This window comes from Paraburkholderia solitsugae (genome assembly GCF_013177695.1).
Lineage (GTDB): Bacteria > Pseudomonadota > Gammaproteobacteria > Burkholderiales > Burkholderiaceae > Paraburkholderia > Paraburkholderia solitsugae.
In genome coordinates this window covers 76,993-91,049 of the sequence record NZ_WOEY01000152.1, presented here as the reverse complement: position 1 = coordinate 91,049, position 14,057 = coordinate 76,993, and the positions used below count along the sequence as shown (strand labels likewise).

12 protein-coding genes are annotated in these 14,057 nt (G+C 60.5%); all 12 read right to left on the bottom strand.

The window, feature by feature from the left end:
• Window positions 1-651 precede the first annotated feature (651 nt).
• The gene (locus GNZ12_RS38325) at window positions 652-1,953 is read right to left on the bottom strand and encodes an MFS transporter (RefSeq protein WP_172317466.1); all 1,302 of its coding nucleotides are present in this window, start codon (window positions 1,951-1,953) and stop codon (window positions 652-654) included.
• 115 nt (window positions 1,954-2,068) lie between these two features.
• On the bottom strand, window positions 2,069-3,007 hold the full coding sequence (locus GNZ12_RS38320; RefSeq protein WP_172317464.1) for a substrate-binding domain-containing protein: 939 nt from the start codon (window positions 3,005-3,007) through the stop codon (window positions 2,069-2,071).
• 27 nt (window positions 3,008-3,034) lie between these two features.
• Entirely contained in the window at window positions 3,035-4,027 is a 993-nt protein-coding gene (locus GNZ12_RS38315) for an ABC transporter permease (RefSeq protein ID WP_216673530.1), read from the bottom strand.
• 3 nt (window positions 4,028-4,030) lie between these two features.
• On the bottom strand, window positions 4,031-5,518 hold the full coding sequence (locus GNZ12_RS38310; protein ID WP_172317462.1) for a sugar ABC transporter ATP-binding protein: 1,488 nt from the start codon (window positions 5,516-5,518) through the stop codon (window positions 4,031-4,033).
• 71 nt (window positions 5,519-5,589) lie between these two features.
• On the bottom strand, window positions 5,590-6,612 hold the full coding sequence (locus GNZ12_RS38305; protein WP_216673529.1) for a zinc-dependent alcohol dehydrogenase: 1,023 nt from the start codon (window positions 6,610-6,612) through the stop codon (window positions 5,590-5,592).
• 128 nt (window positions 6,613-6,740) lie between these two features.
• Window positions 6,741-7,757, bottom strand: a complete 1,017-nt coding sequence (locus GNZ12_RS38300) for an aldo/keto reductase (RefSeq protein ID WP_172317458.1) — start codon at window positions 7,755-7,757, stop codon at window positions 6,741-6,743.
• Window positions 7,758-7,942: 185 nt separating this feature from the next.
• Complete coding sequence (locus GNZ12_RS38295; RefSeq protein WP_172317456.1) at window positions 7,943-8,794, bottom strand: shikimate dehydrogenase family protein; 852 nt, start codon at window positions 8,792-8,794, stop codon at window positions 7,943-7,945.
• Window positions 8,794-9,798 (bottom strand): Gfo/Idh/MocA family protein, encoded by a 1,005-nt coding sequence (locus GNZ12_RS38290; RefSeq protein WP_172317454.1) that lies wholly within the window; start codon window positions 9,796-9,798, stop codon window positions 8,794-8,796. The genes GNZ12_RS38295 and GNZ12_RS38290 overlap by 1 nt, the downstream gene beginning before the upstream one ends.
• Before the next feature lie 24 nt (window positions 9,799-9,822).
• Window positions 9,823-10,755, bottom strand: a complete 933-nt coding sequence (locus GNZ12_RS38285; protein ID WP_172317452.1) for an electron transfer flavoprotein subunit alpha/FixB family protein — start codon at window positions 10,753-10,755, stop codon at window positions 9,823-9,825.
• A gap of 23 nt (window positions 10,756-10,778) precedes the next feature.
• Complete coding sequence (locus GNZ12_RS38280) at window positions 10,779-11,528, bottom strand: electron transfer flavoprotein subunit beta/FixA family protein (protein WP_172317450.1); 750 nt, start codon at window positions 11,526-11,528, stop codon at window positions 10,779-10,781.
• 52 nt (window positions 11,529-11,580) lie between these two features.
• Entirely contained in the window at window positions 11,581-12,540 is a 960-nt protein-coding gene (locus GNZ12_RS38275) for an ABC transporter permease (RefSeq protein WP_172317448.1), read from the bottom strand.
• A gap of 7 nt (window positions 12,541-12,547) precedes the next feature.
• Window positions 12,548-14,047: a sugar ABC transporter ATP-binding protein gene (locus GNZ12_RS38270; RefSeq protein WP_172317446.1), complete on the bottom strand. Its 1,500-nt coding sequence runs from the start codon at window positions 14,045-14,047 to the stop codon at window positions 12,548-12,550.
• Between the last annotated feature and the right edge of the window lie 10 nt (window positions 14,048-14,057).

Sequence of the window (14,057 nt, the reverse complement as noted above, 5' to 3'; positions counted from 1 at the left end):
GAGGTACTCAATGCACTGAACGTGAAAAAACCGGTCGCCCCGCAGCAGCTCGCGCTGTTGTAGTGGCAATTTTTAAAATCGACATCAATAAAATCAGGTGCTTGCGCGATTAACTGTCGAACTCAGGTGCCCCTTGTGGGTCGGGAGTACGCACTGTCGACTGGCCGCTTCCGGGAAGCCCACTTCCACTGGCCGCTTTCCGGCGATGAATTTGAAGAGCGGGCCGACGCAACCCCACCCACGTCAGCCGTTCGCACTGCTGTCACGCCAAAGGCCGCTTCCAAGGCTCAACAGACGTTCGCAAGCCAGCGACACGCCGTCCTACGAATCTTCAAGAGATTTACGCGCAAATACTCAACCGAGGGACGGGTCGTGGCGTCGTCACATCGAGCTTCACCGGATACATCTGTATTTGTGCAGCCGTTCTATTTCTGCCCACGCTCAGTGCTCATCTGAGGAGAAGAGGCCCACGCCTTCGGTGGAGAGGCTGCGATGTTAGCGCCGCCATGCCCCCCCCACCACTCGACATTTGCGCGACGTGTTGAATGGCACGTCGACCCAGATTTTTTCTTCTCCGTAGCGTCGAGCTGGCACATGAAGACCTCAATCCATTTGATGTCGAACGGCTCGGCTATTAACTTCAGATTGCAATCAAGTCACCGAATCGGCTGGCATAGATCCAAGGTCCGTTCGCGGATTCGAAGACCGAATCAGGCGCATGATAGTCCATGCGATCACGTATGCCGACCCACATATCGCAAACAATATGTTATAGCCCGCATTGACGTTTCCGAAAGCCTTAAAGTGGTCAAGAAGCGCACCGACGAATAAGGGAAAGAAAGTTCCGCCGATTGCACCAGCCATGCCTCCCATCCCGACAATCGAGCCCACAAGCCTTTTCGGGAACATGTCGGACGCGGTCGTGAACAGATTCGCGGACCAGCCCTGGTGTGCTGCGGCGGCAAGGCTGAGAAGCCCCACCATCGCCCACATGTTGTCGATCCAGGGCGAAAACGCTATAGGCACCACCAGGAACGCCAACCCAAGCATGGTGATCTGACGTGCGCGAGTGACGTCCCATCCGCGCGCGATCAGACGCGACGAAAACCATCCACCCGAGATACTCCCAATCGAAGTCGCGACATAAACGACCACGAGCGGCAAGCCTAGATTCTTTAGATCAAGATGGTATCGGGAGGAAAAGTAAGAAGGCAGCCAGAACAGCATGAACCACCATATCGGGTCTGTCAGCAGCTTGCCCATGACAAACGCCCACGTGGGCCGGATCTTCAACAGCGAAATCCAGTTCACAGATGGACCCTTGCCGTCATCCCCGGCTCGATTCTCGTTGATGTATTTCAACTCTTCCACTGAGATCGCCTTGTGCTTTTGTGGCGCGTAGTACATCGAATACCAGAAGCCGAGCCAGACGAACCCTGTCAACCCTGTGACGAGAAATGCGGCTTGCCACCCGTAGGAGGCAGCAAGCCAGGGCACCAGCGCTGGCGCGGCCACCGCACCGATGCTGGTGCCGGAAGTCAGGATACCAACCGCCAATGCCTGTTCTTTCCGCGGAAACCATTCGGAAACCGCCTTGGCCGCTGCCGGAAAATTTCCCGATTCCGCCAGACCAAGCAACGCACGCATGAAAGAAAATCCAAGCGTGTTGCGCACGATGGAATGTCCGCAGGCGGCAATGCTCCAGACGAGCACACATATCCCGTACCCCAGCTTGACGCCGTACCTGTCGACCAGTTTTCCGGAGACGATCAAGCCGATCGCATAGCAGGCAGTAAACACGACCACCATGTAGCTATATTCGGTTTCGGTCCAGTTGAAACGCGTCGCAAGTTCGGGCTTCAACAGGCCGAGGACTTGCCGATCAAGGTAATTGATCGTCGTTGCGAGAAAAAGCAATGCGCAAATACGCCACCGATATCTTGTTCGATCCATCCGCTACCTCTTTAACATTTTTAGATCCCGATGTTCACGGGATCTGAAATGCGAGTTGCCGAACGCCAGAAAAGATTTGCGCGCTTCAGCGACTGGCGTCATTTCGTCGGCCGCTCTAGAAGGCCGGCTTCACCGAGTCAATGTTTTCCTTCGTGACCCGGACAGTTGGCAATACAACCTTGGGCGGCACCTTCTCCCCTTTCAGAATCTTGAGCGCAACTGCCATGCTTTCAGTTCCAGCGGGCGGATACAGCCACGTGGCCGCTTCGTCACCCGCCCGGATCGCTTCAAACTCTTCTTTCTGCCCATCGAGGCCCAACACCTTGATCTCGTTAGACCGGCCACTCTCCTTGATCGCCTGGATCGCGCCGAGCGCCATCTCGCCGTTCGCGGCGAATACAAGGTCGATCGTGCCGGCCGGATGCGCCTGCAGGATGTTCTGCATCACCGCGTAGGCTTTTGGTCGGCGGTAATCGGCCGGCTGTCTCGCGATTACCTTGATGTCCGCGGATTTCCCGGTCACCGACGTGACGCCGCCTATCCGGTTCACGGATGTCTCGTCACCAGGAATGCCTTCGAGCAGTACGATGTTGCCCTTGGGCTTGCCGTACTTTTTTGTCAGCGTTTCGACGATGTACTGACCCGCATCCACACCCAGTGCCCGGTTATCTCCCGATACCGTTGTGATTGCGCCCGCGTTCTCGATCGGCTTGCCGACGAACATGTACGGCACGCCTCGCTCCTTTAGCGACGCCAGTTCCTGACGCAACCCTTCTGCTTTCCCGGCCTGCACCAGAAGAAGCTTGATCCCCTTTGACTCCATGTCTTCGATGCCGGCGATCTGGCCTGCGACATTGCCCTGCCCGTCGGTGGCGAGCACGCGTACGCCGGCTGCTGCCGCAGCGTCGTTGATCTGCTTGCGCTGGGTCGCGAGCCACGGATGATCGAGACTCTCCTGCGAAAGGCCAATCGTGTCGGCAGCGAGCGCGCTCGCGACACATCCAAAAGCAAGAGTCGTGGCTGCCGCTATCTGCATCAGCTTCGTGTTGAACATGGTTGTCTCCTTGGATTTGCGACCGGTCTATCGGCCCTTTGAACGACTGAGTTGCGCGTGGATCAACACCGCGCCGACAATAATTGCGCCCTTGACGATCAACTGCGTATAGGCAGGGATGTTGAGCAGATTGAGAAGGTTGTTCAGCACGCCGATCAGCAGGACACCAACAATCGTGCCTCCGATGCCACCAGCGCCACCCGACAGACTCGTACCACCGACCACCACAGCGGCAATCGCATCGAGTTCAAGCCCCTTTCCGAGGTTCGCTTCACCGATGTTCAGTTGCGTCGACATCACGAGACCACCGAGCCCTGCGAACAACCCGGAAAGGCAGTAGGCAATCACGCGAATCCTGTCGACGGGGACGCCCGACAGCCGCGCGGCTTCCGCGTTGCCGCCCACGGCATACACATGCCTTCCGTAGCGTGTCATTCTCAGGATCACCGCCGATGCCACCGCCATGACGATGAAAAGCAGCGCCTGAACGGGTACGCCTGCGAGGCGTCCGCGTCCAATCCATGCAAGCGACGCCGGAACACCAATGACGGGCTGACCATCCGAATAAGCGAGACCGACTCCGACAAGCGCCGTCATCATGCCGAGCGTGACGATGAACGGCTGGATACGGCCTTTGGTCGTGATGATGCCGTTGGCCCATCCGCAAATCAGCGCGATTGCGAGTCCGCCTGCGAGTGATGCCACCGGCCCATATGGCTTGAGACCCGCAATGGCGAGCGTCGTAAGCGCGAGAATCGATCCGACGGAAAGATCGATGCCCGCCGTCAGTATCACGAACGTCATGCCCAGCGATGTCAGTCCCACCACCGACACCTGGCGCACGACATTCAACAGGTTCTCGGCCGTGAGAAAGTAAGGCGATGACACTGCCGCCGTCACGCAAAGCAGCATGAAGATGGCGAGAATGCCGAAGCGCTGGATGAGTTCAATGCGCCGGTACGCGCCGCGTGAAAATCGTCCGCTCGAAGCAGTGCCCGACATAGGTTCTGCGAATGCCATGATTCACCTCGCTATCATTTGAAGGACCGACTCTTCTGTTGCGCCATGAGCGGACGCTTCTCCCGTCACTACGCCATCACGCAGTGCGACGATGCGGTCCGCCATGCCCAGGAGTTCAGGCATTTCCGAGGAGATCAACAGAACCGCCTTGCCAGAGCGGGCAATCTCGTCAATCAACCTGTAGAACTCGACCTTCGCGCCGACATCGACGCCCCGCGTCGGTTCGTCGAGAATCAGCAGTGTGTAGTCGTGGGCAATCCATTTGCCGAACACGACCTTCTGCTGATTGCCACCCGACAAAGTTCCGACGGGCACTTCCGCGCTCGATGCCGACACTGCGAGTCGCTGACACACCGACGCTACTCGTGACTGTTCGCGGCGGCGGTTAATGAAGCCAAGACGACAAACGCTCTTGAGTGTGGGAAGCATCGCGTTCTCGCGAATGCCGAGGCCGAGCACCAGCCCTTGAGCCTTGCGGTCCTCCGGCACCAGTGCGACGCCTGATTCGATCGCCTCGGCGGGCGTCTTCGGGCGATGTGCACGCCCTCGCAGCGATATTTCGCCCGACGCGATGTCGTCGAGTCCGAAGATCGCGCGGGCCACTTCCGTGCGACCCGCACCCACCAGTCCCGCAAGGCCCACAATCTCGCCGGCATGTAAGCTAAAGGTGACGTCTTTTACGCGTTCCGCGAGTCGCAAGGCCTTTACATCCAGCACGATCTCGGCGGCGGGTTTGTCCCCGCGGTCGCGCCGATCAGGAAAGCGTGTATCGACTTCGCGGCCCACCATGAGCCGTATCAGCGACGCGCGATCGAGGTCCGCCACCTTGCGCGTGCAGACCGAGCGACCGTCTTTCATGATCGTGCAGGTGTCGCAAAGGTCGAAGATCTCATCCATCCGGTGCGACACATAGAGAATCGTCACTCCATCGCGCGACAGGGTTCGCACGACGTTATAGAGCAGGGTCATCTCATGATCGGAGAGCGTCGCCGACGGCTCATCCATGATCAGCACGCGCGCTGAGACGGCGAGCGCCTTCGCGATTTCGACGAGTTGCTGTTCGGCTACCGAAAGCGTGCTGACACGCCTTCTCACGTCGATAGGTGCGCCGATACGCGCAAGCAGCACCTTGGCTTCGCTGCGCATGGATGCGGCATCGAGCAAGCCACGACTGATCCGTTCACGGCCCAGAAAAATATTCTCGGCAACACTCAAGCCGGGGATCAGGTTGAACTCCTGATAGATCGTCGATACGCCCACCGTCACTGCTTCGCTCGGCGATGTCGGTGAGTAGGATTTGCCGTCGAGTAACAGCTCGCCTTCATCGGGTGCAGTGGCGCCGCTCAGAATCTTGATCAGCGTTGACTTGCCCGCGCCGTTTTCTCCAACCAGCGCGTGCACGGAGCCACGGCTGCATGAAAACTCAATGCGATCCAGAGCCCGTACACCGGGGTACGTCTTGCTGATTCCCTTCACTTCCAGAGCGTTCATGGGACTGCCTCTGCTGAACGATACGACACCGTGTTGACATGACTTCGAACCGCTGCGACGGCCCGGGCAATTCACGCGACCTGTAACTGGATCTTCAATACGTTCCTGTCTTCAGCGAGGCGCTTGAACGCAGCCTGAACGTCATCGAGCCGATAGATCGTGGTGAGGAACGGCGCAACGTTCACGCGCCGGTAACCGAGCAGGGTCGCGGCCTCGTGCATGTCATCGCCCATGCCGGCAACACTGCCTTGCACACCCTGCTCGCGCAGCACGAAGTCGAGCGCGGAGATCCTGAACGTATGACCCGGCTTCGCGAGGCCGAACGCAATCACGCGGCCGCCGGGACGGATCAGCGTGAATGCCTGTTCGTACAGGTCGGTGGAACCGACGCTTTCAATGGCGACGTCGACGCCGCGTCCATCGGTTGCGCCGCGCACGGTGGCCTCGAGCCGAGCGGGGTCGGTCACGACCAGATCCGCGCCCAGTTCTTTTGCGAGTCGCGCCCGCTGCTCGTTCGGCTCGACGACAATGACGGGTGCCGCGCCCGCACGGACGGCGAGCTGCATATGCATCTGGCCGATTGGGCCCGCACCGATCACCAGCACGCTCTCGCCGAGCCGCAGATGACCTTTGCGAAACGCTCGCACGATGCACGAGAGAGGCTCGACCATCGCGCCTTCCTCAACGGGCATCGCCGCGGGCAGCGGGACGACCGCATACGCGGGCACGCGCACATACTCGGCCATGCCACCGTTCACATGGATGCCGAGTTGAACCATCTGCGTGCAATTGAGAATCTCGTTCTTGCGGCAAAAGAAGCAACTGCGGCAGCCAAGGTTGATATCGGCGGTGACCGCCTGACCGACCTTCAGCCCTTTTACGGCCGGGCCCACTTCGGCGATCGTCCCGGAGAACTCGTGTCCCGGAATCAACGGCAGGCGGTCGCTCGAGTAGTTGCCGTGATAGATGTGCAAATCGGTTCCGCAAATCCCGCAACGTTCGACCTTGATGAGCACATCGGACGCGCCGCACTCAGGAACCGGCACATCGCGCAACTCGAACTGCATCGGAGCAACAAGTACAGCAGCTTTCATGACTTCTCCCTGACATCGAAACGCGGGCACGACCTGCCCCATCCGCCACGCAATTGCGCGGTGGAGGAAGCGGGCACAGGGCCCGCGTGTCGTTCTCTGTTACCCGATTGCGGGTTAGCGACGAACCGTTATTGAGGAGTGGGCGCGTCCTGCCGGATCAGCTCACGACGCTTCAGTTCGTCCCAGAATGCGGACGAGATCTGTGCCCGGAACGTTTGCAGGTTGTCTTCCAGTTGAGCGACCGTGCGCACGCCGGGAATATTGGTGGGAACTGCCGGATGGGCGAGGACGAACTGCAGCGCCGCCGCTTTCAACGGCACCGAGTATTCCCGACACACCTGCTCGATCTTGCGTACCCGTTCGAGAACCGCATCGGGCGCGGCCGAATAGTTGTATTTCGCGCCGGGAACCGCGCCCGTCGCGAGGATGCCGCTGTTGTAGCCACCACCAAGGATGACCGACACCTGCCTCTCCTCACACAGGGGCAGGAAGCCGTCGAGCGCGTCCTGCTCAAGCAACGTGTAGCGCCCAGCGAGCAACAGACAGTCGAAGTCGTTGCGTTTGATGGCATCATGCGCAACCTGCCATTCGTTCACGCCCACGCCCACCGCCTTCACAACGCCTTCGTCGCGCAGCTTCAGCAGCGCCTTTGCCGCACCCGACATGGCCGCCTCGAACATTTCCGGCTGCCTGTCTCCATGCGTATAGCCATCGACGTCGTGGATCAGCGCGATGTCGATGTGCTCCAACGCCAGTCGCTGCAAGCTGTCCTCGATCGACCGCATGGCGCCGTCGTAGCTGTAGTCGAACTTCATTTCGAACGGCAGGCCGTCAACCCACGGCGTGAAGTCGATTTCCGAGCGCTTGCGGGGCTTGAGAAGCCGTCCCACCTTTGTCGACAGCACGTATTGGTCGCGCGGATACCAGCGCAAGCCCTGCCCGCAGCGCGCCTCGCTCAGGCCGTGGCCGTACATGGGAGCGGTGTCGAAATAGCGCACACCGGCGTCCCACGCGGCCTTGATCAAGGCGGCGGAATCTTCTTCCGTGATTGGCCGGAAGATATTGCCGATCGGCGCCGCGCCGAAGCCCATCAGCGTCGTTTCAAGTCCCGAGCGCGGCCATTTGCGCTTTTCTGCTGGATTCATCGTTGTCTCCTGTCGACCAGAATTGCCGCTTTGGCGCTTGGTCTCTGGTGCCATGCAACCAAGTTGCAAAGGAAAGTCTGTTATCCGTGAATCTATTACGTAACCCACCGGATAGTTACTTACAACCAATACTATGCCGCGTCGATGGATCAGGCAAAGGGGGTTTTCCCGAGGTCCCTGGTGGCTTACGGGGACTCGCTCTCTGCCCGATGGGAAGCGGTTCCCTGCTCTCCCGATGACGGCAACAGACCCAAAAACGCGGCCATCGCTTCGACCGAGTTTTCGAGCAGGTGACGACCCGGATGGGTAACCAACCCTCGGGCTTCCGCTTCTTCCAGCAGGCGCGTTTGCGCGGGCTTCATGATCAGGTCGGCGATGACAGCGTGCGAGCCAGCATTAGCGAGGTCGATCGGAAGTGGATCGTCAGGGCGCATGCCGCACGGCGTCGCGTTGACGACGAAATCGTGCATGGCCTGAGCGCGCGCCGCACTCTCACGGACGGCCACTCCGCTCCCACGCGCCCGCAATGCCCGCGCAAGCCGCTGCAAAGATTCCGTGTTGCTGTCGAAGAGATCGAGCGATGCGACGCCCGCATCGACCAGCGCATGCGCGACCGCCACACCAGCGCCGCCTGTACCGACGATGAGTGCCGACTTGCCGCGAACGACACGCGCGCGAACAAGCAGGCCTTTGACGAAGCCCTCACCGTCGAACATCGCGCCTGTCCAGGAACCGTCGGCTTCGCGACGTAGACAGTTGACCGCACCCGTTTGCTGCGCCGCCTCCGACAATCGCGCGGCGTGAGCGGTCGCCGGGAGCTTGTGCGGCACCGTGACGACCACACCGGCCAGATTGGCGACGCCACGCAGCCCTTCGAGGACGAGCCCGAGATGAGTAGCGGGCACGTGAAACGGTACGAGGGCCGCATTCACTCCGTGCCGCTCGAAGAGTTCGTTGAAGAGTTGCGGGGACTTCGCCTGCGCAATGGGGTCGCCCAGAATGGCGACGATCCGTGTATCTCCGTCGATATGCGTCACTAGCGGCGTCCTGAGTGTGCGGTAATGCGTTCGATCAGACGCTGCACGCACAGCGCATCGTCGCCGGTTACCAATGGGCTGCGATCCTCGCGAATCGCGGAGAAAAAGTTCTTCAACAGATCGCGATGGGCCGTGTGAGAAAAGTCCATAGGCTTTGCACCAAAACCCGACGACGACGGGTCCTGAAATTCATCGACGCGCCCATCATGGAAGAACGTGCGCAGATGTCCTCCTTCGAGAACCGCCGTCCCATTTGCGCCGATCAGTTCAATCCGCTCAGGAAAGCCCGGATACGCAGCGGTCGTCGCAAGTACGTGACCTGCTGCACCGCTCTCGAACGTGAGTGCGGCGCTCGCGAAGTCTTCCGCCTCCATCGAATGCAGAGCGGTTGTTGCCGTTGCGCCGACTACGGTTGATACCTCTCCCGCCAGCCACATCAGAATGTCGAGCGAGTGAATGGCCTGCGTCATCAGCACGCCGCCTCCGTCGCGCGCATACGTTCCGCGGCCGGGCTCGTCATAGTAGGACTGTGGCCGCCACCAGCGCAGATCGACCCCTGCATAGGCGATCGCTCCCAATGCGCCGCTCTTCGCGAGCGTTGCAAGCCGCTCGACAGCAGGGCGAAAGCGGTTCTGGAAGACCACGCCGAGTTGAACGCCCGCCTTGCGGCAGACCTCGACCGCGCGTTCCGCGCGAGGTATCGATATGTCGAGTGGTTTTTCGAGCAGCACATGCTTGCGTGCAGCAGCGGCCCCCTCGACGAGTTCGAGATGCGTGTGCGGGGGCGTCAGCACCAGAACGGCATCGACACGCTGATTCTGCAATACGGCATCGAACGACCTGGCGATCGGGAAACCATAAGTACTGGCGAAGCGCTCCAGCCGTTCGGGCGACCGACCGACTATGGCCACCACCTCCACTTCGTCATTCAGCTCGTTTAATGCAAGCGCGTGAGGCGTGGCGGCCAGACCAGCACCAACGATCGCGATTCGGGTTTTGCGCATCGATACGTCCTCAGCGAGGTTACTTCAGATAAGCGCCGTCAACTCTGGTACGGCTTCGAACAGATCCTGAGCCAGGCCATAGTCTGCAACGCCGAAGATTGGTGCTTCCGGGTCCTTGTTGATCGCAACGATGACCTTGCTGTCTTTCATGCCGGCCAGATGCTGGATCGCGCCTGAAATGCCGACTGCCACGTACAGTTGTGGCGCGACGATCTTGCCAGTCTGGCCAACCTGATAATCGTTCGGAACGAAGCCCGCGTCTACCGCCGCACGCGACGCGCCCAATGCCGCGCCGAGTTTTTCCGCCAGTGGCTCGAGCACCTTTGTGTAGTTCTCGCCGTTCCCCAGTCCACGGCCACCCGACACGATGATCGAAGCCGACGTCAGTTCCGGCCGGTCCAGCTTCGTCACTTCGCGGCTCACGAATGCGGAAATGCCCGCGTCTGTGGCAGCGTCGATCTTCTCGATCAATGCGCTGCCGCCTTCGGGCGCCGCGGGATCGAAGCCCGTCGCCCGCACCGTGATGACCTTGATCGGATCGCTCGATTGCACCGTTGCGATCGCGTTGCCAGCGTAAATCGGGCGCTCGAATGTATCGGCGCTATCCACTGCCGTGATGTCGCTGATCTGCGCGACGTCGAGATGCGCCGCAATGCGCGGCGCGATGTTCTTGCCGTAGGCGGTAGCGGGCGCCAGGATGTGCGTATAGTCCCTGGCGATATTCAGCACCGTGCCTTCGATATTCTCAGCCAGTCCTTCGGCGAGTTGCGGCGCGTCGGCGAGCAGCACTTTGGAAACGCCTGCGATCTTCGCGGCGGCGTTGGCTGCGTCCTGCGCGTTCGCGCCTGCGACGAGCACGTGAACATCGCCGCCGATCTTCGACGCAGCAGCAGCCGTGTTCAGCGTTGCTGCCTTGATCGACGCGTTGTCGTGTTCTGCAATTACCAGAATCGTCATTTCGTTCGTCTCCTGCGTTGTCCTTAGAGCACTTTGGCTTCGTTCCTGAGTTTCTCGACCAGCGTCTTCACGTCCGGCACCATCACGCCGGCGGAGCGCTTCGGCGGCTCGGCGACTTTCACCGTCTTCAGGCGCGGCGCGACATCGACGCCGAGATCGGCAGGCTTCAGTGTCTCCAAAGGCTTCTTTTTCGCCTTCATGATGTTCGGCAGCGTGACGTAGCGCGGCTCATTCAGACGCAAGTCGGTGGTGACGACTGCGGGCAGCTTGAGTGAGAGCGTTTCGGCGCCGCCATCGACTTCACGCGACACCGTAGCTTTGCCGTTCGCCACCACGACCTTCGATGCGAACGTCGCCTGGGGCAAGCCAGCCAAAGCGGCCAGCATCTGACCGGTCTGATTCGAATCGTCGTCGATGGCCTGCTTGCCGAGGATCACCAGTTGCGGCTGCTCCTTGTCGACGAGCGCCTTGAGAATCTTCGCGACCGCGAGCGGCTGCAATTCTTCGGCCGATTCAACGAGAATCCCGCGATCCGCACCAATGGCCAACGCCGTGCGCAGCGTCTCCTGACATTGCGTCACGCCGCACGACACCGCAACGACTTCCGTCGCCACGCCCGCTTCCCTCAGGCGAACCGCTTCTTCAACTGCAATCTCGTCGAACGGATTCATCGACATCTTCACATTAGCGATATCGACGCCGCTTCCATCCGACTTCACACGAACCTTGACGTTGTAGTCGACCACTCGTTTGACTGTCACCAGAATTTTCATGTGCAACCTCTTCCTTCCACTAAAGCCGGCGCGAAACAGGCCGGATCAAATCTCACTTGATGACCAGCACCTTCGAACGATCAAACGCCACCGTCACAGCGACGATCAGGATCAGTCCGAACACGATCTGCTGCGCGAACACGCTAACGCCAACGAACGTCATGCCCACGCGCGCCACGGACACGAGGAGCGCACCCACCAGAGTCCTGCCGATGCCGCCCGCACCACCCGTCAACGCCGTTCCGCCGACGATCACGGCAGCAATAGCGGGAAGCAGGAACTGGTCCGCCAAAGTGGGCGAACCGCTGCCCAGCCGACCGGCCATGACGACACCCGCAAGCCCGGCGAAGAACGACGACGTGCCGAACACCAGGCATTTGGTCACCCACACGCGAACGCCCGAAGCAATCGCCGCCGGCTCGCCGGCACCGATCGCGTCAGCGTGGCGGCCGAAAACGGTCGAACGATGCAGAAACAGACAGAACGCAAACACCGCGATGCCAAGCAGGATTTCATGCGGCACGCCGAACGAGGAACCCGTGGTCCAGCCGAGCGAAGCATTGCGCATTTCGTCGCTGATGGCGATGGAGCGCGTACCGGAGAGCGTCAACGCAGCCGCCGACGCAATCCCGCCCACCGCAAGCGTTGCGATGAAGGATGGAATCCGCAGCATGGTCTGAATCACCCCGCTAAGCAGACCGATGCCAAACGACGCAGCGAGTGCGACGACGGCAGCCATCGCTCCGTAACGTGGCAGCAGCATCGCCACGATCACGCTCGCAAGAGACGCCACGGATTGCAGAGACAGGTCGATGCTACCGAGCAAGACGACAAAGGTTGTGCCGGCCGCCATGATGAACAGTGTCGAACTGTCGGCGAGCAAGCCGAGTTGCGTCGACGGCGCCAGGAAGCTCGGCTGCGCGATTTCAATCAACACGTACAGCACGATGAGTGCGAGAAAAGGTGCGTTGTCGCGCAGCTTCGCCGCGAGTGATGCGTTCAGTTGTGGCATGTTGACCTCAGACCATGTGTTCGACGATTTCGACCTGCGAGGGCTTATGCCCAACCTCGCACGGCAGGACCTTTTCGGCGCGGCCGTCCCGCATGACCATCACGCGATGGCTAAGGCCGAGAATCTCTTCGAGCGTGTCGCCGGTGAGCACGACGGCGACACCCTCCGCTGTCAGTTCCCGGATGAGCTGATAGACCTCTTCCTTTGCACCGACATCAAGGCCGCGCGTCGGATGGTCGAGGACGAGAATCCGGCTGCCCGCGAAACGCCATTTCGCGAGCACCACCTTCTGCTGGTTGCCGCCCGACAGGTTGCGGCAGGATGCATCAGGCCCCGGCGTCTTGATGTGCAGCCGCTGTATCCATTCGTTGGCAAGCGCGCGTTCGCTTGCCTTGCGCACCACGCCGGCACGGCTCACCGCGCCCAGACGAGGCAGCGTGAGGTTTTGCGCGACGCTCATCTGGGTGACGAGCCCCTCCACCTTCCGCTCACGCGGAACGTATCCGATGCCCAGGGCGACCGCGTGATTGGCATGCGGCTTGAGACGGGTCGCGCCCACCATCACCTCCCCCGCGTCGAGATTTTCCAACCCGGCGATGATCCGGCACAGTTCCTCGCGGCCGGACCCGACCACGCCTGCGACGCCAAACACCTCTCCACAATGGACATCAAAGGAAACGTCATTGAGCACATGACCCAGCGACGCGTGGCGCACCGACAGTGCTACCTCCGCGCGGCAAGGTTTTTGCAGGTTCTCGCGGTAATACTCGCTGTGCAGGGAACGGCCGACCATCAGTTCGTGGAGCTTCGTCACCGACGCATTGCCCGACGACATCTCGGACACCACTTTTCCGTCTTTCATCACATACACGCGGTCGCTGAGCGACAGCAGCTCATCGAGCCGGTGCGACACGAACACGAACGACGCACGCGACTTGAGTTCACGCACGAGCCCGAACAGGATCTCGATCTCCCCGGCTTCGAGCACGGAGGTCGGCTCGTCGAGCAGGATGATCGGTGTGCCGCCCGTGCGACTCGCGAGCGACAAGGCTCGCGCAAGTTCAACCATCTGTCGCTGGCCGAACGACAGGTCCTCGCACAGCGTCAGCGGATCGACGTCCAGATGGACCGTGGCGAGTTCCTTCTTCGCGGCACGCTTGAGCTTTGTCCAGTTCACCCGCCCGAATGTGACGAACGCTTCTTCGCGGCCGAGGAACAGGTTCTCGGCAACCGTCAGATTCGGCAGGATCGATTGCTCCTGATAGACCATCGCGATGCCCTTGGACGTCGCGTCGCGCGGATTGCGGATCACGAGCGGCTTGCCGCCAAGCTCGATCTCACCGGTGTCCTGGCGGTATGCACCCGTCAGCAGCTTCATCAGCGTGGATTTTCCCGCGCCGTTCTCGCCGATCAGACCGACGATTTCATTCGGCCGGACTTCAATCGATACGTCGTCCAGGGCGAGCACACCCGGAAAGCGCTTGGTGACGTTCTTGAGTGAAAGCATGTCTATTCTC